13 protein-coding genes are annotated in these 19,540 nt (G+C 64.3%); 9 read left to right on the top strand and 4 right to left on the bottom strand.

The annotated features are described in order from the left end of the window. The first annotated feature begins 47 nt into the window (after positions 1-47). Complete coding sequence (metR, locus tag PPA02S_RS20030) at positions 48-965, top strand: transcriptional regulator MetR (RefSeq protein WP_028633264.1); 918 nt, start codon at positions 48-50, stop codon at positions 963-965. On the opposite strand, the gene PPA02S_RS20025 is transcribed toward metR, so the two are convergent. After that, the gene (locus PPA02S_RS20025) at positions 949-1,362 is read right to left on the bottom strand and encodes an NUDIX hydrolase (RefSeq protein WP_028633265.1); all 414 of its coding nucleotides are present in this window, start codon (positions 1,360-1,362) and stop codon (positions 949-951) included. The two genes, metR and PPA02S_RS20025, sit on opposite strands and share 17 nt — an antisense overlap. 119 nt (positions 1,363-1,481) lie before the next feature. On the opposite strand from PPA02S_RS20025, the gene PPA02S_RS20020 reads away from it, so the two are divergent. The 5 genes from PPA02S_RS20020 (at position 1,482) to PPA02S_RS20000 (ending at position 12,105) form a co-directional block, all read left to right on the top strand. Continuing rightward, a complete protein-coding gene (locus tag PPA02S_RS20020) occupies positions 1,482-5,810 on the top strand; it encodes a DEAD/DEAH box helicase (RefSeq protein WP_042141856.1) in 4,329 nt (1,442 codons plus the stop codon). A 29-nt stretch (positions 5,811-5,839) separates the two neighbouring features. After that, a complete protein-coding gene (locus PPA02S_RS20015; protein WP_028633266.1) occupies positions 5,840-7,459 on the top strand; it encodes an FMN-binding glutamate synthase family protein in 1,620 nt (539 codons plus the stop codon). Between the two features lie 119 nt (positions 7,460-7,578). Continuing rightward, positions 7,579-10,725: a transglycosylase domain-containing protein gene (locus PPA02S_RS20010; RefSeq protein WP_028633267.1), complete on the top strand. Its 3,147-nt coding sequence runs from the start codon at positions 7,579-7,581 to the stop codon at positions 10,723-10,725. An 83-nt stretch (positions 10,726-10,808) separates the two neighbouring features. Then, entirely contained in the window at positions 10,809-11,351 is a 543-nt protein-coding gene (locus PPA02S_RS20005; RefSeq protein WP_028633268.1) for a PadR family transcriptional regulator, read from the top strand. Then, entirely contained in the window at positions 11,344-12,105 is a 762-nt protein-coding gene (locus PPA02S_RS20000; protein ID WP_028633269.1) for a siderophore-interacting protein, read from the top strand. The genes PPA02S_RS20005 and PPA02S_RS20000 overlap by 8 nt, the downstream gene beginning before the upstream one ends. A 14-nt stretch (positions 12,106-12,119) precedes the next feature. Here PPA02S_RS20000 and PPA02S_RS19995 read toward each other — a convergent pair whose 3' ends face one another. Both PPA02S_RS19995 and PPA02S_RS19990 read right to left on the bottom strand, forming a co-directional pair. Continuing rightward, complete coding sequence (locus PPA02S_RS19995) at positions 12,120-12,740, bottom strand: Pr6Pr family membrane protein (RefSeq protein WP_028633270.1); 621 nt, start codon at positions 12,738-12,740, stop codon at positions 12,120-12,122. Between the two features lies 1 nt (position 12,741). Beyond that, a complete protein-coding gene (locus PPA02S_RS19990) occupies positions 12,742-12,963 on the bottom strand; it encodes a VF530 family protein (protein ID WP_003252112.1) in 222 nt (73 codons plus the stop codon). 162 nt (positions 12,964-13,125) lie between these two features. On the opposite strand from PPA02S_RS19990, the gene PPA02S_RS19985 reads away from it, so the two are divergent. The 3 genes from PPA02S_RS19985 (at position 13,126) to PPA02S_RS19975 (ending at position 19,177) form a co-directional block, all read left to right on the top strand. Continuing rightward, the gene (locus tag PPA02S_RS19985; protein WP_028633271.1) at positions 13,126-15,171 is read left to right on the top strand and encodes a TonB-dependent receptor; all 2,046 of its coding nucleotides are present in this window, start codon (positions 13,126-13,128) and stop codon (positions 15,169-15,171) included. Between the two features lie 231 nt (positions 15,172-15,402). Then, positions 15,403-16,737 carry a carbohydrate porin gene (locus tag PPA02S_RS19980; protein ID WP_028633272.1) on the top strand — a complete coding sequence of 445 codons (1,335 nt, stop codon included), beginning with the start codon at positions 15,403-15,405 and terminating at the stop codon, positions 16,735-16,737. A 28-nt stretch (positions 16,738-16,765) separates the two neighbouring features. Further along, positions 16,766-19,177, top strand: coding sequence for a glucose/quinate/shikimate family membrane-bound PQQ-dependent dehydrogenase (locus PPA02S_RS19975; protein WP_028633273.1), 2,412 nt, complete (start codon positions 16,766-16,768; stop codon positions 19,175-19,177). Between the two features lie 158 nt (positions 19,178-19,335). On the opposite strand, the gene PPA02S_RS23710 is transcribed toward PPA02S_RS19975, so the two are convergent. Then, positions 19,336-19,540, bottom strand: a 205-nt coding sequence (locus PPA02S_RS23710; protein ID WP_245614754.1) for a hypothetical protein, incomplete at its 5' end; no start/stop codon positions are given.

Raw genomic sequence — 19,540 nt, 5'->3', positions numbered from 1 at the left:
ACTCAACTCCATTGCCACCCATTTACGTCTATACACCGGAGCTACGTGTGCTGGAGATCCGCCACCTGAAAACCCTTCATGCCCTGCGCGAGTCCGACAGCCTGGTGGAGGCTGCCGAACGGCTGCACCTGACGCAGTCGGCATTGTCGCACCAGTTCAAGGAGCTTGAAGAGCGCCTGGGGATGGCACTGTTCGTGCGCAAGACCAAGCCCATCCGCTTCACCAGCGCCGGGCTGCGCCTGCTGCAACTGGCCGATGCCACCCTGCCGCTGCTGCGCGGTGCGGAACGAGATATCGCACGCCTGGCAGGCGGCACGGCCGGGCGCCTGCACATGGCTATCGAATGCCACAGCTGCTTCCAGTGGCTGATGCCTACCATCGACCAGTTTCGCGATGCCTGGCCCGAGGTGGAGCTGGACCTGGCCTCGGGTTTCGCCTTCGCGCCCCTGCCGGCCCTGGCGCGGGGCGACCTGGACCTGGTCGTCACCTCCGACCCACTGGACCTGGCCGGTATCACCTACGTGCCCCTGTTCACCTACGAAGCCATGCTGGCGGTCGCCAACCAGCACCCGCTGGCCAGCAAGCCCTACATCGTGCCGCACGATCTCACTGACCAGACCTTGATCACCTACCCGGTCGAGCGTGACCGCCTGGATATCTTTACCCGGTTCCTGGAGCCGGCAGACATCGAGCCGGCCGCCGTGCGCACCTCAGAGCTGACGGTCATGATGATGCAGTTGGTGGCCAGCGGCCGTGGTGTCTGCGGTATGCCGCACTGGGCGCTACACGAGTACAGCTCGCGGGGCTACGTGAAGGGCAAGCGGCTGGGCGAAAAAGGCCTGTTCGCCACGCTGTACGCCGCAGTGCGCACCGACATGCTCGATGCACCCTACATGCGCGACTTTTTGCTGACGGCCAAGGACACCTCGTTCGCCACCCTGGACGGGGTCAGCGCGGTGCGCTGACCGCCTCACGGTACAGCGGCAGGATCAGGTCCCGGGTCAGCGGCGCCAACGCCATGGCCGGGGCCTGATCGGCACCCAGCCAGACCACTTCTTCGATTTCGGCGGCCGGCGCTACCGGTGCAGCGCTATTGACCCGAAACAGCTCCGCCTGCACCTCGAAGCCCGGCTCGTTGGCCGCCGGTGCGCTGAACCTGCCCAGGTGCAAGGCCTGGGAAGGGTCGATGCGCAGGCCCAGCTCCTCGAACAGTTCACGCACCAGCGCCTGCACCGGCGTCTCACCGGCATCGATCTTGCCACCGGGTTGCATGAAGGCCTCCGTGCCCCGTTTGCGCACCAGCAAGGTACGGCCCTGGGGGTCGATGAGCAGGGCGGCGGCGATGCGGATCACATTGGGCATGCGGGTAGGCTCCGTGGAAATGGCGGGGGAGCATCCCATGGGTGACCGAGCCACACAAGGCCGGCTGGGCAGACGAACGGCTACTTGCCAAGCGACCGCCGACCCGCCATAACCACGCTATGAACCTGCCCGCCCATCAGCACCCCGCGCTCGAGCTGTTCCACCCGGCTGTCGCCACCTGGTTCCGTCGCCAGTTCGCCACGGTCACGGGCGCCCAGGCCCAGGCCTGGCCGCTGATCCACGCCGGGCAGTCGACCCTGCTCGCCGCCCCCACCGGCTCGGGCAAGACCTTGAGTGCGTTTCTGGCGGTGCTCGACGGGCTGTTCCGCGAGGGCCTGGAACACCAAGGCCAACTGCCTGCCCGTACCCAGGTGGTGTACGTGTCGCCCCTCAAGGCGCTGTCCAACGATATTCGCCTGAACCTGCAGATGCCTCTGGAAGGCATCCGCCAGGCGCTGGAAGAGCAAGGCCTGCAACCGCCGCACATCACCACGGCGGTGCGCACCGGCGATACCCCGCAGAAAGCGCGCGCGGCCATGCGCCGGCAGGCACCCCACATTCTGGTGACCACCCCCGAATCGCTGTACGTGCTGATGGGGTCGGCATCGGGCCGCGAGGGGCTGCGTAGCGTGCACACGGTGATTGTCGACGAAATCCACGCGCTGGCTGGCAACAAGCGCGGGTGCCACCTGGCGCTTACCCTGGAACGCCTGCAGGCCCTGTGCAACCGCCCCTTGCGCCGCATTGGCCTGTCCGCCACCCAACGCCCGGTTGAACGTGTGGCGCAATTTCTGGTGGGCAGCCAACGGACTTGCGCCATCGTCGATGTGGGCCATGCGCGCCAGCGCGATCTGGCCATCGAGATCCCGCCGGTACCGTTGGGTGCCGTGCTGGCTAACGATGCCTGGGGCCTGGTCTATGATCGCCTGGCTGCGCTGGCGAGCGAGCACCGCACCACGCTGGTGTTCGTCAACACCCGCCGGCTGGCAGAGCGCATCACCCGCCACCTCAGCGACCGGCTGGGCAAGGATGCAGTGGCCGCCCACCATGGCAGCTTGTCCAAGGAGCTGCGCCTGGACGCCGAACAGCGCCTAAAGGCTGGCCAACTGCAAGTACTGGTCGCCACTGCCTCGCTGGAACTGGGCATCGACATCGGCGACATCGACCTGGTCTGCCAGATTGCCTCACCGGGCTCGATCGCCGCGTTTCTGCAGCGGGTTGGCCGTGCGGCCCACCAGGTGGATGGCGTGCCCAAGGGCCGCCTGTTCGCTACTTCACGCGACGACCTGATTGAATGCGTAGCCCTGCTCGACTGCGTGCGCCGGGGCGAACTGGACGAGCTGCATGTGCCCCGTGCGCCGCTGGACGTGGTGGCCCAGCAGATCGTTGCCGAAGTCAGCAACCAGGCGTGGCATGAGCAGGCCCTGTTCGACTGCCTGCGCCAGGCGATGCCGTTCGCCACCCTTGACCACGACCACTATCAAGCGCTGTTGCGCATGCTGGCCGAGGGCTACAACGGCCGCCAGGGGGTACGCAGTGCCTACCTGCACCGTGACGCGGTCAGCGGCATGCTACGGGGGCGGCGCGGCAGCCAGCTGACTGCACTGACCAGCGGCGGCACCATCCCCGATAACGCTGACTATGCGGTGCTGCTCGAACCCCAGGCGCTGAACATCGGCAGCGTCAACGAAGACTTTGCGGTCGAGAGCATCGCCGGCGATATCTTCCAGCTGGGCAATGCGTCGTATCGCATCCTCCGGGTCGAGGCCGGGCGCGTGAGGGTGGAAGATGCCCATGGCCTGCCACCGACCATCCCTTTCTGGCTGGGCGAAGCACCGGGGCGCAGCAACGAACTGTCCGCAGCGGTGGCCAGGCTGCAAGGGCAGATCGACGAGCAATTGCAGCGTGCTGAAGGCGATACGCTCGTTGTGCAGGCCTGGCTGCAACACACCTTTGAACTGGCTGAGGCCTGTGCGCAGCAGTTACTGGACTACCTCGGCCGCACCTGGGATGTGCTCGGGGCATTGCCATCGCGCGACACGCTGATCATGGAGCGCTTTTTTGACGAGTCTGGCGGCACCCAACTGATCATCCACTCGCCCTACGGCAGCCGCATCAACCGGGCTTGGGGGCTGGCGCTGCGCAAGCGGTTCTGCCGCACCTTCAACTTCGAACTGCAGGCTGCCGCCAGCGAGGACGCCATTGTGCTGTCGTTGTCTGCCGGCCACAGTTTCGAGTTGGCCGATGTATGGCGCTACCTCAACAGCCGCAGTGCCGAGCAACTGCTGGTGCAGGCCGTGCTCGATGCCCCGCTGTTCGGCGTGCGCTGGCGCTGGAATGCCGGGGTGGCCATGGCGCTCCCGCGCTTTGCAGGGGGGCGCAAGGTGGCGCCGCAGGTCCAGCGCATGAAGAGCGAGGACTTGATAGCGGCCGTGTTCCCCGACCAGCTCGCCTGCCTGGAAAACCTGGCCGGTGAGCGGCAGGTGCCTGACCACCCACTGGTCGAGCAAACCCTGGACGACTGCCTGCACGAGGCCATGGACAGTGACGGCTGGCTGGCGCTGTTGCAGCGCATGGAGCAAGGCGCCGTGCGCCTGTTGAGCTGCGACTTGCCCGCCCCGTCACCGTTGGCAGCGGCCATCCTCAATGCCCGGCCCTACGCGTTTCTGGATGACGCCCCACTGGAGGAGCGACGCACCCAGGCCGTGCTCAACCGGCGCTGGAGCGATGTGACCAGCGCGCACGACCTGGGCGCGCTGGACGCCGATGCCATCGCCGCAGTCGCCGCCGAGGCGTGGCCGCAGCCCGGCAATGCCGATGAAATGCACGAGGCGCTGATGAGCCTGGGTGCCATTCACTGCAATGAAGCCCAGGCTGAGCCCCGCTGGCGCACACTGCTGGCACAGCTGGCCAAAGCCGGGCGCGCCCTGTATCTGGAAGGCCAATCACTGTGGTTGGCGCGCGAGCGGCTGGCCCTGTTGCAAGCGGTCTACCCAGGCTGCCAACCCACCCCTGCACCCGATGTGCTGCCGGGTTTCGATGAACCGGTAGCACCGGAGCAGGCACTCAGCGAGCTGCTGCGCGCCCGCTTGAGCGGCCACGGCCCGAGCACCGCAGCGCAACTGGCTGCGCCGCTGGGCAAGCCGGCGGGCGACATGGAACAGGCGCTGGCCCGCCTGGAGAGCGAAGGCTATGTGCTGCGTGGGCATTTCAACCCAGGTGCCGATGACATGCAGTGGTGCGAACGCCACCTGCTGGCCCGTATCCACCGCTACACGGTCAAGCGTCTGCGGCGGGAAATAGAACCGGTCAGCCTGCAGGACTTCATGCGCTTTCTGTTCGACTGGCAGCACCTGGCACCGGAACAGCGGCTGCGCGGCCCGCAGGCAGTCACCCAGGTACTGGCTCAACTGCAGGGGTTCCCCAGTGCCGCTGCAGCCTGGGAAGCCGATGTGCTGCCCGCCCGCATCCAGGATTACACCCCGCACTGGCTCGACGATGCCTGCCGCAGCGGCCAGTTTGCCTGGAGCCGGTTGGCCGCGACGGTGTCGGGCAGCACCCTTGCCAGCACGCCATTGGTGTTGCTGCCGCGCGAGCAGGTGAACACCTGGCGCAGTCTTGCGCCCACCGTCGCCGTCGATGACCTGGGGCTACGGGCGCAGAAGGTGCATGGTGCACTGAAAGCCCACGGCGCACTGTTTTTCGACGAACTCAGCCAAGAGGCGCGCCTACTGCCCAGCGAACTGGAAGCAGCGCTGCAGGAACTGGTGGGTGCCGGCCTGGTGGGCGCTGATAGCTTCACCGGCCTGCGCAGCCTTATCACCCCCACCGCCAGGCGCAGCGCTCGACGCCCCCGTTTCGGCCACGTGCCAGTTTCTACCAGCATGGCCTATGCCGGGCGCTGGGCACTGCTGCGTCGAAGCGATGCCCTGCCCGATCAGCAGCAACGCCTGGAGAGCATCGCGCGCGCCCTGCTGCAACGCTATGGGGTGATCTGCTGGCGGCTGCTGGAGCGCGAAAGCGATGTGCTGCCGCCCTGGCGTGAGTTGCTGCGTTGCTATCACCGCCTGGAGGCACGTGGCGAGATCCGTGGCGGGCGTTTTATCGCCGGGCTGGCGGGCGAACAGTTTGCCCTGCCCGAGGCAGTGGCAGTGCTGCGCCAGGTACGGCGGCGCGAGGCCCAGGGAACGTTGCAGGTGGTGAGCGCCAGTGACCCGCTGAACCTGATCGGGTCGCTGTTGCCCGGCGCCAAGGTGCCGGCCGTGGGCGGCAACCGGCTTTTGTACCGCGACGGTGTGCCCGTGGCGGTGCGTGTGGGCAAGCGCTACACCTGCCTGGTCGACGCGCCGGCAGCGCAGCAGGAAGGCTGGCGGCAGTTGCTGCTGCGCGACATGCCCTTTGCAGCGGCGGGCAAGTTGGCTATGGTCGGTGCTGAACCCAGGCCCTGAGCCTGACCGCGCCATCACAAGGACCCTGTATGAGCCTGTCACTTCTCAGCCGCTATGCCGTGTTTGCCGCCTGCGTACTGTTCACCCTGGCCAGCTTGCCATTCATGCACCACGAATGGTTGTGGCCCTTCACCCTCACCACGGCGGTGCTCAGCCTGATCGGGCTGTTCGACTTGCTGCAGAAGCGTCATGCGGTGCGCCGTAACTACCCGATCCTGGGCAACATCCGTTACCTGGTGGAAGGCATACGCCCGGAGATCCGCCAGTACCTGCTGGAAGCCGACAGCGACGCCCTGCCGTTTTCCCGCGCACAGCGGTCGCTGGTGTATTCACGGGCGAAGAACGAAGCGTCGGACAAACCGTTCGGCACGCTGATCGACGTGTACGCCTCGGGCTTCGAGTTCATCGGCCATTCCATGCGCCCTGCCCCCCTGGCTGACCCGGCGAGCTTTCGCATCGACATCGGTGGCCCCCAGTGCACCCAGCCCTATTCAGCGTCCATCTTCAACATTTCGGCCATGAGCTTCGGCTCGCTCAGCGCCAATGCTATCCGCGCCCTGAACCAGGGCGCCAAACTGGGCAACTTCCACCACGACACCGGCGAAGGCAGCATCAGCCCCTACCACCGCGAACACGGTGGCGACCTGGTATGGGAACTGGGCAGTGGCTACTTCGGTTGCCGCACCCCGGACGGGCGCTTCGACCCGCAACGGTTTGCCACCCAGGCCAGCAGCCCGCAGGTGCGCATGATCGAAATCAAGATGAGCCAAGGTGCCAAACCCGGCCACGGCGGTATTTTGCCCAAGCACAAGGTAACCCAGGAAATCGCCGAAACCCGTGGGGTGCCCCTGGGTGAGGACTGCATCTCGCCGTCGCGCCACAGTGCGTTTTCCACGCCCATCGAAATGATGCAGTTCGTTTCCCAACTGCGCGAGCTGTCAGGCGGCAAGCCGGTGGGGTTCAAGCTGTGCCTGGGGCACCCGTGGGAATTCATGGGCATCGCCAAAGCCATGCTGGAAACCGGCATTCTCCCCGACTTCATCGTGGTGGACGGCAAGGAAGGCGGCACGGGTGCAGCGCCCGTGGAGTTCACCGATCACATCGGTGTGCCGCTGCGCGAAGGGTTGCTGTTCGTGCACAACACATTGGTAGGCCTGAACCTGCGGGACAAGATCAAGCTTGGCGCCAGCGGCAAGATCGTCAGCGCGTTCGACATCGCCAGCGTACTGGCCATCGGCGCCGACTGGGCCAATGCCGCACGCGGCTTCATGTTTGCCATCGGCTGCATTCAGTCGCAGAGCTGCCACACCAACAAGTGCCCCACCGGCGTCGCCACCCAGGACGCCCTGCGCCAGCGTGCACTGGTGGTGCCCGACAAGGCGCAACGCGTGTTCAACTTCCACAGCAATACCCTGCGCGCCCTGGCCGAGATGCTGGCCGCAGCAGGCCTGGAGCACCCGGCTCAGTTGGAGGCCAAGCACCTGGTACGGCGCATCTCGGCCACTGAAATCAAACTGTTCTCGCAGATGCATGTCTTCCTTAAGCCAGGCCAGTTGCTGACCGGCGACGTCGATGGCGAATTCTATTCGCGCATGTGGCAGCTGGCCCGGGCCGACAGTTTCGAACCTCACAGCGAAGCGGCGGCCTGAATGCCCCGACCTGTGCGGTGGGGTGCTGTACAGGTCGAATCGACATTTTTTTCACATGACCCGCTCAACGTCTAAGCTTGAGTCAAGCAAGACGTAAATACCTGGCCGGATAGAAGATTATGGGCGCACTGTGGCAAACGGATCCAAGCACAACGGAAGCACCCGAACAACCTCCTGCCGAGACGCCACCCCCCAAATCCCCCCGTCAGCGCCGGCTGTGGTGGCGGTTGATCATCCTGATCCTGCTGGTGGCGGCGGGTGCCGTCGGCTACGCCGCCTATGTGGAATTCCGTACCTCCGAGTGGCAGTCGCGCGAGTTTTCCAAACTGGCCAGCACCCTCACCTACTCGCTGCAGCCAGGCCCCAGCGATGCCATCGTTTACCCAGGTGAAGGGCCATTCGACAAGCGCCTGGGCTACAGCGCCCTGGGCGAGTTTTTGCCGCGGTTGCTCAAGCGTGACTACCTGATCAGCGAACAGGTGAGGTTCTCGCCGGCCCTTGTCAATTACGTTGACCACGGTTTGTTCGCCCCGTATATCGAGAAGGTCCAGGCAGGGTTGTCCATCACCGACTGCCGGGGCGATACCCTCTACGAGTACAAGTACCCCCAACACCTGTACCCGGATTTCGCGGCGATTCCACCGGTAATGGTCAACAGCCTGCTGTTTATCGAAAACCGCGACCTGCTCGACACCCAGGACCCACGCAATAACCCGGCGGTGGACTGGCCACGGTTCGCCAAGGCGGCCTACAGCCAGATCGCCCGTTACCTCGCCCTGCCTGGCCAGTCGGCCGGCGGCAGTACCCTGGCCACCCAGCTGGAAAAGTACCGCCATTCGCCGGACGGGCTGACGGTGTCCGGTGCGGAAAAAATCCGCCAGATGATCTCGGCCAGCGTACGCGCCTACCAAGGTGGGCCAGACACTACCGAGGCGCGCCAGCGTATCGTGCGCGACTACCTCAACAGCGTGCCCCTGTCCGCAGTGCCCGGCCACGGTGAGGTGCATGGCATGGCCGAGGGCCTGCGGGTGTGGTACGGCGCCGATTTCGATCAGGTGAACCAAGCCCTTGCGGCCACCACCACCGACCCGCAAAGCCTGGCCGCCCGTGGCCTGGCCCTGCGCCAGGTGCTGTCGCTGATGATCGCCCAGCGGCGCCCGTCCCATTACCTGTCCAAAGGCCGCAATGAGCTGGCTGACCTGACCGATGCCCATGTGCGCGTACTGGCAGCCAACCACGTCATCGAGCAACCGCTTGCCGATGCGGCACTGGCCAGCAAGGCGGTTTACCGGGACTGGGTCGCGCAACCCACCATCGTACCGATCGTCACCAACAAGGGCATCAGCCTGGCCCGTAACCGCCTGGCAGCCATGCTCAACCGCCCGCTCTACGACCTTGACCGCCTGGACCTGTCGGCCACCAGCACCTTGCAGGCCGATTTGCAGATCCAGGTGAGCCAATACCTGAAAAACCTCGCCGACCCCGTCTTCGCCGGGCAGATCGGCCTGATCGGCGAACGATTGCTCACCGCAAAGACCACCGACCAGGTCAGCTACAGCTTCACCCTGTTCGAACGCACCGCCGACGGTTCACGGGTGCGGGTGCAGACCGACAGCACCAACCAGCCCTTCGACATCAATGAGGGCAGCAAGCTGGAGTTGGGTTCCACCGCCAAGTTGCGGGTGCTCACCACCTATCTGGAGATCATCGCCGAGCTGCATGACAAGTACGCCGGCAAGCCGGTGGCAGCGCTTAACAAAGTGGACGTTGCCGAGCTGGACAGCATCAGCCGGTGGTCGCTGGGCTGGCTGGCACAGAACAGCAGAAACCAGAGCCTGGATGCCATGCTCGATGCCGCGCTGGAGCGCAAGTACTCCGCCAGTACCGGTGAAGCTTTCTTTACCGGTGGCGGCATGCATGTGTTCAACAACTTCCGCAAGGAAGACAACGGCCGGATCCCTACGCTCAAGGACGCCCTGCGCGAATCGATCAACTTGCCGTTCATCCGCCTGATGCGCGACGTGGTGCGCTATGTGACCTACCAGCAACCGTACAACCGGGTGCCGTTGCTCAAGGACGATGCCGACCCGCGCCGCCAGGAATACCTGGCCCGCTTTGCCGACAAGGAAGGCAGCAACTACCTGATGCGCTTCTGGAAGAAGTACCAGCGCAAAACCTCCCAGCAACGCCTGGACACCTTCCTCGACAGCATGCGCGTAACGCCGCAGCGCCTGGCGGCCGTTCACCGCTACCTGTTCCCCGAAGCCGGCCAGCAAACCTTCAATGCATTTGTACGGGCCCACCTGAAGGGCGACAAGGCAGCCCTCGGCAAGCTTACCGACGGCCGGCTGGCCGAGATGTACGACAGCTATGGGCCTGGCAAGTACGACCTGCCTGACCAAGGCTATATCGCCAAGGTGCACCCCCTGGACTTGTGGCTGCTGGGCTACCTGCTGAAGAACCCCGGTTCGACCTTGAGCGAGATGCTGAACGCCAGCCGTTTCGAGCGCCAGGAAGTGTACGGCTGGCTGTTCAAGAGCCGCCACCAGGGCGCCCGCGACAGCCGCATCAGAACCATGGTCGAGATCGAAGCCTTCACCGACATTCACCAGCGCTGGAAGCGCGTGGGTTACCCGTTCGACCACCTGGTACCGTCCCTGGCTACCGCCATTGGCAGCTCGGGTGACCGGCCTGCGGCGCTGTCCGAACTGGTCGGCATCATCCAGAACGACGGCGTGCGCCTGCCGACGCTGCGCATCGATACGCTGCATTTTGCCGCCAACACGCCCTATGAAACCAAGCTGCTAAGCGACCCAGACCGTGGGGTTCGGATTTTGCCCGTGGAAGTGGCGCGAGCACTCAAGGGTGCCATGTCGCAGGTAGTGGATGCAGGGACTGCACGGCGTATCTCGGGTAGCTTCAAGCTGCAGGACGGTACGCCACTCGTGATGGGTGGCAAGACCGGCACCGGCGACAACCGCATCGAAAGCTTCGGTGCCGGCGGCCGCCTGATCGGCTCCCGCTCGCTGAACCGCACCGCAACGTTCGTGTTCTTCCTCGGCGACAACCACTTTGGTACCCTGACGGCGTTCGTACCGGGGCGATCGGCAGAGGCCTTCAAGTTCACCTCGGCGCTACCGGTACAGGTATTGAAAGGCATGGCGCCTATCCTCATGCCCTATCTGCAGCCGGGTAACCCCAATGAGTGCAAGCCGCCTGAACTGGCAGCCAACCTACCCACCAACGCTAAATCATCGATTCAATAGATGATAATCATCAGCATTCAGGGTTTGCCTGTGATCTATCTTGAGTACTATCTTGAGATATATCTCAACAGGGAGCCCCGACCATGCGCGAACCTGCCCATGATCCTTTCGACCGACGACCCGGCCGTGGCGAACGCGGCCCTCGGGTGTTCGCACCCGGCGATCTGAGGCTGCTGTTACTGGCGCTACTGGCTGACCAGCCTGGCCATGGCTACGACCTGATCCGCCAGATCGAAAAGCTGTTCGACGCCAGCTACACGCCCAGCCCGGGGGTGATCTACCCCACCCTGAACTTCCTCGAAGAAGCCGAACTGATCAGTGGCCAGCCCCAGGGCAGTAAACGCCTTTACGTCATCACCGATGCTGGCCGCGACGCACTCGTCGAGCAGGCCGTGGCCCTGGAAGGGGTGCGCATGCGCATCGAGGTGAGCAAGCGCGCCCTGCGCGGGCATGACCGACCGCCCGAAATCCATGAGGCGGTCAGCAACCTGCGCCATGCCCTGCACATGCACCATGGCCGTTGGACGTCCGATGAAATCGAACGTGTCCGCGACCTGCTCAACCACACCGCCAAGGCCATCGCCAGCGGGCCCACCGAGTTTGCCAGGGAGACCTCAGATGAGTGATACCATCCACCGCGTCAACCACGAAATCCGCCAACGCCGCCTGCAGGTCCTGCGGGTGACCGAACTCACCCCGCGGATGCGCCGCATCACCTTGGGCGGTGAAGAACTGCAGGGGTTCACCAGCCTGGGCAGCGACGACCACATCAAGCTGCTGTTTGCCGAAACACCCGAACAGCAGCAGGCGCTGGAAGCCCGCGAAATGGCCCGTGATGGCGGCGCCCGGCCAACCATGCGCGAATACACCCCTCGGCGCATCGATCTGGTGGCCAACGAGCTGGACATCGACTTCGTGCTGCACGGCGATGGCCCGGCCTCCACCTGGGCAGCCCAGGCAACAACAGGGCAGTACCTGGATATCGCCGGGCCACGTGCCTCGCTGGTGGTGCCGGATATGTTCGACAGCTACCTGCTGATTGGCGACGAGACCGCCCTGCCTGCCATCGGCCGTCGCCTCGAAGGCCTGCCTGCAGGGCGTCGCGTGGTCGCCGTCATCCAGGTAGAAAACGTCCATGAGCAGCAGCCATTGCCCAGCCAGGCCCAGGTAGACGTGCAGTGGCTGATTCGCGGGCAGGACGACGTGCTTGCACGGGTGCAACACATGCCACTGCCCGAGGGCCGCGTGTACGCGTGGGTCGCGCTGGAGAAGGCCCTTACCCGTCAGGTAAAGGCGGCATTACTGGAAAAAGGCGTGCCCGACGATGCGCTCAAAGCGGCTGCCTACTGGCGCGCCGACGGCACTGCGGACGATGCCTGACGCGCCCGGGCGCTTCACTGGCGCCACCGGTCCAGCGCCAGCAGCACCAGGCCAATCGCCCAGAACCCCGCCAACACGCCAAGAGCGTTGACCAGCACCTGGCCGTAGCCAAGGCTGGCTACATCGATGAAGGGGTAGGCGTAAGCCCCGATCTCCCCCCCCCGCCACAGCGCGTAGACAAAGTACACGGCCGGGTACACCGCCCAGGCGGCCAGATGCCTCACGCGCAAGGTGCCTTTGGGCACCTCGAACCACCAGTACAGGGTGTACAGCGCGGGCATCACGTCGTGCAGCAGCTCATCCGCCAGCCACTGCCAGCCTTCTGGTTGCCAGAGGTGGCGCAGCAGGATGCTGTAGGCCAAGGCCACCAGCAGGATGCTGACCGCAACCGCCGATGCCACCACCGGTGACAGGAAAAACCGCTTGCATGCCCCCTCACGGCCAAATGCCGCATAGCTGAGCACCGTGGCCACCAGCAGGTTGGTGAGCACCGTGAAATACCCGAACACGTTGATCAGCCCGCCGATCAGGCTGGCCTGCGCCTGCCAGCGCCCCCACAACACCAGGTATACCTGCACGGCCAGGCCGAACCACCCGAGCAGCGCGATGCCGGTCAACCAGGGACGGCGAGGCACCTCAAGCTTGCCGCTGCAGTTTCACGTACAACTGCTCGACCTTTTCCCGAGCCCAGGGGGTTTTGCGCAAAAAGGTCAGGCTGGACTTGATCGTGGGGTTGCTCTTGAAGCAGCGCACGTCGATGCGCTCGGCCAGGCCTTGCCATTGGTAGTGGGCCACCAGCTCGGTGAGGATCTGTTCAAGGGTCTTGCCGTGCAGCGCGTTGTGTTGGGCCGTGCTCATGCCAGTGCTCCGGTACAAAGATGCGCACCTTACACCACCCCAGGGTGGGGTGTGCCGCAAGTAAAGGCAGAAAAACACTGGCCATTGGCAAAATCTCTGTGCTGAAATACGTATGTTATATAGTAACAATACAATCTTTCTGCCAAGGAACGCTCTTTTCCCATGTTGTACTCACCGCTCCGCCTCTCCCCTCTCGCCGTCGCGCTCTGGTTAGCCGCGTCACCTAGCCAGGCTGTGGAACTCGCTCCCCAGGTCATTACTGCCAACCCGTTGGGCAAGCGCCAGCTCGCGGCGCCCAGCACCGTGCTCGAAGGCGACGACCTGCTGCAACAGCAGCATGGCAGCCTGGGGGAAACCCTCAACAAGCAACCGGGGGTTGCTTCGACCTGGTTCGGGCCAGGTGCCAGCCGCCCGGTCATCCGTGGCCTGGATGGCGACCGCATCCGTATTCTGCGCAACGGCGTGGGTGCTCTGGACGCCTCTTCCCTGTCCTACGACCATGCCGTGCCGCTGGACCCGGTCACGGTCGATCGCATCGAAATCGTCCGCGGCCCTGCTGCACTGCTGTATGGCGGCAACGCCATCGGCGGCGTGGTGAACACCTTCGACAACCGGATCCCGGACAGCCCCATCGACGGCATCCAGGGGGCCGGTGAGCTGCGCTATGGCGGTGCAGACACCACCCGCAGCAGCGCCGGCAAGCTGGAGGCCGGGAACGGTGCTTTCGCCCTGCACCTCGACGCCAACAGCCGCCAGTTCAACGACCTGCGCATTCCGGGCTACGCCCGCAGTGCCAAGGTGCGCGATGCCGATGACCCCGGCAGCAAGCACCGTCTGGAAAACAGCGACGGCCGCCAGGACGGCGGCGCACTCGGCGGTGCCTACCACTGGGACCACGGTTACGCCGGGCTGTCCTACAGCCGCTATGACAGCAACTACGGGTCGGTTGCCGAACCCGGCGTGCGCCTGGACATGCAGCAGGATCACTACGCTTTCGCCTCAGAAGTGCGCGACCTGGAAGGCCCGTTCAGCTCGGTCAAGGTCGATGCCGGCTACACCGACTACCAGCACCGCGAAATCGAAGAAGGTGAAGTGCACACCACGTTCAAGAACAAGGGCTACGAAGCCCGTATCGAAGCCCGTCATCAGCCGTTGGGCCCGGTAGAAGGGGTGGTCGGGGCCCAGGTGAGCCGCAACGAATTTTCGGCACTGGGCGAGGAAGCCTTCGTCCCGCACACCAACACCGACAGCCTGGCGGTGTTCTTGCTGGAGCAATGGCAAGCCACCGAACGCCTGGACCTGAGTGTGGGTGCACGCCTGGAACACACCCGCGTGGACCCGGATGCCAAAGGGAACGAGAACTTCACCGACGCCGACAGCGCCAGCAGCTTCAATGCGTTCAGCCTGTCTTCCGGTGCCGTGTACCAGTTGGACCCGATCTGGTCGCTGGCGGCCAACCTCGGCTACACCGAACGGGCACCGACCTTCTACGAGCTGTACGCCAATGGCGCTCACGTTGCCACCGGCGCCTATGAAGTGGGCGACGCCAGCCTGAACAGGGAAAAGGCCATTTCAGCCGACCTGGCGCTGCGCTTCGACAACGGCACGCACAAGGGCAGCGTGGGCGTGTTCTACAGCCATTTTCGCAATTACATCGGCCTGATTGGCACAGGCAACCTGCGCGAGGGGCATGACCATGATCATGGCGAGGATGACCATGATCACGACCATGACCACGGCGGCTTCCCGGAGTACGAGTACCAGGGCGTACGCGCGCGCTTCTACGGCATCGAGGCCCAGGACCGCTGGCAACTGGCGCAGAACCGCTACGGCAGCTTTGCCCTGGAACTGTCGGGGGACTACACCCGGGCCAAGAACCTCGACAGCGGTCAGCCATTGCCGCGCATTGCGCCGCTGCGCCTGAACAGCGGGCTGGTGTGGGAACTGGACCGTTGGCAGGCGCGGGTGGACGTGCAACATGCCGCTTCGCAGCACCGTAAACCGGCCAACGAAACCAGCACCGATGGCTACACCACCTTGGGCGCCAGCGTGGGCTACCGCTTTGATATCGGCCACAGCCAGTGGCTGGCTTTCGTGCGTGGCGAGAACCTCACCGACCAGACGGTGCGCTACGCCAGTTCGATCCTGCGCGACATCGCCCCGGCGCCGGGGCGCAGTGTGGAGGTGGGGTTACGGACCACGTTCTGACGGTACTGACAGTGTAGAAGGGGCTGCCCAGCAGCCCCGCTCACGCCACTATTACCCAGCAGGCAACAATGCACTGCGACAATTTGTCTTTTTTTCTGATCGCTTCCTCTATATCCTCCCCGCCGCAAGCTGAATCGCTTCACCCAACCTCCCTGACGCCATTTCCATCGATGGATCACCGCCATCGATGCGCTTGCCGTATTTTCAATAATCAGAAGACAGCGCTATCCCATGCTTCAACTGCCAAAACCCTGCTTCATCGCCCTTGCCCTGGCTGCATCGGTATCCCCAGCCTGTGCCGGCGATATGTTCGCCAGCGACTCGCCCTGGATGTTCGGCGACTGGGGCGGTACCCGCAGCGCCCTGCTGGAGCAAGGCTACGACTTTACCTTCGGCTACACCGGCGAGATGGGCAGCAACCTGCACGGCGGCTATGACCACGACCGCACCGCGCGCTACAGCGACCAGTTCACCTTTGGTAGCCACCTGGACCTGGACAAGGTGCTGGGCTGGAAAGACGCCGAATTCCAGCTCACCGTCACCGAGCGCCACGGTGACAACATCAGCAATGACCGCATCAACGACCCCCGCGTCGGTGGCTTCACGTCGGCCCAGGAAGTCTGGGGACGTGGGGAAACCTGGCGCCTCACGCAGTTGTGGCTGCGGCAGAAGTACTTCGACGGTGCACTGGATGTGAAATTCGGCCGCTTTGGCGAGGGCGAAGACTTCAACAGCTTCCCGTGCGACTTCCAGAACCTGGCGTTCTGTGGCTCGCAAGTGGGTAACTGGGTGGGGGGCATCTGGTACAACTGGCCGGTCAGCCAATGGGCACTGCGTGTGCGCTACAACCTCGGCGATGCCCTGTTCGCCCAGGTGGGCGTGTACGAACAAAACCCTTCCAACCTCGAATCCGGCAATGGTTTCAAGCTCAGCGGCAGCGGCACCCAGGGCGCCGTGATGCCGATCGAACTGGTATGGAGCCCGCGTATCCAAGGCTTGAAAGGGGAATATCGCGCTGGCTACTACTACAGTAATGCCAATACACAGGATGTTTACAAAGACGACAACGGCAGGCCGGCAGCACTCAGTGGGGCCGCCTACCGCAGCAGCTCAAGCAAACACGGGTTCTGGCTCGGCGCCCAGCAGCAGGTCACTGCCTTGGCCAGCGACCAGTCCCGTGGCCTGAGCCTGTTCGCCAACGCCACGGTGCATGACAAGAAAACCAATGCCATCGATAACTACGTGCAGGCAGGGCTGGTATTCAAAGGGCCGTTCGACGCCCGCGCCAAGGACGACGTCGGCTTCGCCCTGGCCCGCGTGCACGTCAACCCCGCCTACCGCAAGAATGCCCGCCTGGCCAACCAGGCCGCAGGGGTGGACGACTACGCCAACCCGGGTTTCCTCCCGGTACAAGACACTGAATACAGCGCCGAACTGTATTACGGCATTCACTTGGCCGACTGGCTCACCGTACGTCCCAACCTGCAGTACATCCGCCACCCAGGCGGGGTGTCCCAGGTGGACGATGCGGTGGTCGGCGGCCTGAAGATCCAGAGCACGTTCTAACCCTAATTCATTCAACGGAGAACATACGATGAGCACTGAAGGTGCCAAGAGTGGAAGCCGCTGGCTACCCCGCCTGATCGGCGTCTTGCTGCTACTGATGGGGCTGGCGCTGCTGGCCGGCGGCATCAAGCTGAGCCAGGTGGGCGGTTCGCTGTATTACCTCATTGCCGGTATCGGCTTCGCCCTGTCGGGCATTCTGCTGCTGGCCCAACGCCGTATCGGTCTGGGCCTGTATGGCCTGGTTCTGCTGGGCAGCACGGTATGGGCGCTGCTGGAAGTGGGCCTGGACTGGTGGCAACTGGTGCCGCGCCTGGCGCTGTGGTTCGCCATCGGCCTGGTGCTGCTGCTGCCTTGGGCCCGCCGCCCGCTGATCGGCCCGGCCAGCAAAGCCAACACAGCGCTGCTGAGCGTTGCCGTGATCGCCTCGGGTGCCTGCGCCGTGGCCAGCCAGTTCACCCACCCCGGTGAAGTGTTTGGCGAACTGGGCCGCGACAGCAGTGAAATGGCCAGCGATGCCCCTGCCATGCCCGATGGCGAGTGGCAGGCGTACGGGCGCACCGAGCACGGCGACCGGTACTCCCCGCTGCGCCAGATCACCGCGCAAAACGCCTACCGCCTGGAAGAGGCCTGGCGCATTCGCACGGGTGACCTGCCCACCGACAACGACCCGGTGGAACTGACCAACCAGAACACCCCGTTGAAGGTCAACGGCATGCTCTATGCCTGCACCGCACACAGCCGCCTGCTGGCGCTGGACCCGGACACCGGCGCAGAAATCTGGCGTTTCGACCCGCAGGTCAAGAGCCCGGTCGGCACCTTCAAGGGCTTCGCCCACATGACGTGCCGCGGTGTTTCGTACTACGACGAAAACCGCTACGTAAGCCGTGACGGCAGCCCCGCGCCGAAGATCACCGACGCCGGCCAGGCCGTGGCCCAGGCTTGCCCGCGCCGGCTGTACCTGCCCACCGCCGATGCCCGCCTGATCGCCATCAACGCCGACAACGGCAAGGTGTGCGAGGGCTTCGCCAACCAGGGCACCATCGACCTGACCAAAGGCATCGGGCCGTTCACCGCGGGGGGTTACTACTCCACCTCGCCGGCAGCCATTACCCGTGACCTGGTCATCATCGGCGGCCACGTTACCGACAACGAGTCGGTCGACGAGCCATCGGGCGTGATCCGCGCCTACGACGTACACGACGGCCACCTGGTCTGGAACTGGGACAGCAACAACCCGGACGACACCAAGCCACTGGCACCGGGCAAGACCTACAGCCGCAACTCGGCCAACATGTGGTCGATCGCCAGTGTCGACGAAGACCTGGGCATGATCTACCTGCCGCTGGGCAACCAGACCCCGGACCAGTGGGGCGCGGACCGTACCCCGGGTGCCGAGAAGTACAGCGCCGGTGTCGTCGCCCTGGACCTCGCCACCGGCAAGGCGCGCTGGAACTACCAGTTCACCCACCACGACCTGTGGGACATGGACGTCGGCAGCCAGCCCACGCTGGTCCAGCTGAAGACTGACGATGGCGTGAAGCCCGCGATCATTGTGCCGACCAAACAGGGCAGCCTGTACGTGCTGGACCGCCGTGATGGCACGCCGATTGTGCCGATCCGTGAGATCCCGACCCCGCAAGGTGCGGTGAAGGGCGATCACACCTCGCCCACACAGGCCCGTTCGGACCTGAACCTGCTGGGCCCTGAGCTGACCGAGCAGGCCATGTGGGGTGCTACGCCGTTCGACCAGATGCTGTGCCGCATCCAGTTCCGCGAGCTGCGCTACGAAGGCCAGTACACGCCGCCGTCCGAGCAGGGCACCCTGGTCTACCCGGGCAACGTGGGTGTGTTCAACTGGGGCAGCGTGTCGGTCGACCCGGTACGTCAACTGCTGTTCACCACGCCTAACTACATGGCGTTCGTGTCGAAGATGATTCCACGCGAGCACGTGGCCGAGGGCAGCAAGCGCGAAAGCGAAACCAGCGGCGTGCAGCCTAACGCCGGCGCCCCCTACGCCGTGACCATGCACCCGTTCCTGTCGCCGCTGGGTGTACCGTGCCAGGCGCCAGCCTGGGGCTATGTGGCTGCCATTGACCTGTTCACCAACAAGGTGGTCTGGAAACACAAGAACGGCACCACCCGTGACAGCACTCCTGTGCCGATCGGCCTGCCGGTTGGTGTACCGAGCATGGGTGGTTCCATCGTAACTGCCGGTGGCGTTGGCTTCCTCAGCGGTACGCTGGACCAGTACCTGCGTGCCTATGACGTGAACAATGGCAAGGAGCTGTGGAAGGCGCGGCTGCCAGCGGGTGGTCAGGCAACGCCGATGACCTACACGGGCAAGGACGGCAAGCAGTATGTGTTGGTGACTGCGGGTGGCCATGGGTCGCTGGGTACCAAGATGGGTGACTACATCATCGCTTACAAGCTTCCAAACTGATTGGAGGGGCGCTTATCCCGCGCAGACATTCTTTTGCGCGGGTGGCGCATAGTCACCTTTCCGCCCTTACGGCGGGTTACTTGGGTCTTGGCCCAAGTAACCAAAGCCGCCGGCTCCCGTCCTCCGGCCTCCTGAAGTCGCAATCTGTATTGCCTGAACTATCGCGCGCTTAGAGGCATTAGCATCCGAGTTCGTCGAGTCAGTGCATGGATATATTTAAGTTCGCTGTTGCTGTTGTTGTTGCTGTTGTTGCTGTTGCTGTTGCTGTTGCTGTTGCTGTTGCTGTTGCTGTTGCTGTTGCTGTTGCTGTAGATCTTGATCTTGATCTTCGCGACTTCAGGAGGCCGAACGAAGGACTTGCGG

It is taken from the genome of Pseudomonas parafulva NBRC 16636 = DSM 17004, from assembly GCF_000730645.1.
Taxonomy (GTDB): domain Bacteria; phylum Pseudomonadota; class Gammaproteobacteria; order Pseudomonadales; family Pseudomonadaceae; genus Aquipseudomonas; species Aquipseudomonas parafulva.
This window is presented reverse-complemented; position numbering and strand designations above follow the sequence as displayed.

Coding starts and splice junctions, on each gene's coding strand:
- PPA02S_RS20025 (WP_028633265.1), bottom strand. CDS start 1,362: ATGCCCAATGTGATCCGCATCGCCGCCGCCCTGCTCATCGACCCCCAG.
- PPA02S_RS20020 (WP_042141856.1), top strand. CDS start 1,482: ATGAACCTGCCCGCCCATCAGCACCCCGCGCTCGAGCTGTTCCACCCG.
- PPA02S_RS20015 (WP_028633266.1), top strand. CDS start 5,840: ATGAGCCTGTCACTTCTCAGCCGCTATGCCGTGTTTGCCGCCTGCGTA.
- PPA02S_RS20010 (WP_028633267.1), top strand. CDS start 7,579: ATGGGCGCACTGTGGCAAACGGATCCAAGCACAACGGAAGCACCCGAA.
- PPA02S_RS20005 (WP_028633268.1), top strand. CDS start 10,809: ATGCGCGAACCTGCCCATGATCCTTTCGACCGACGACCCGGCCGTGGC.
- PPA02S_RS20000 (WP_028633269.1), top strand. CDS start 11,344: ATGAGTGATACCATCCACCGCGTCAACCACGAAATCCGCCAACGCCGC.
- PPA02S_RS19990 (WP_003252112.1), bottom strand. CDS start 12,963: ATGAGCACGGCCCAACACAACGCGCTGCACGGCAAGACCCTTGAACAG.
- PPA02S_RS19985 (WP_028633271.1), top strand. CDS start 13,126: ATGTTGTACTCACCGCTCCGCCTCTCCCCTCTCGCCGTCGCGCTCTGG.
- PPA02S_RS19980 (WP_028633272.1), top strand. CDS start 15,403: ATGCTTCAACTGCCAAAACCCTGCTTCATCGCCCTTGCCCTGGCTGCA.
- PPA02S_RS19975 (WP_028633273.1), top strand. CDS start 16,766: ATGAGCACTGAAGGTGCCAAGAGTGGAAGCCGCTGGCTACCCCGCCTG.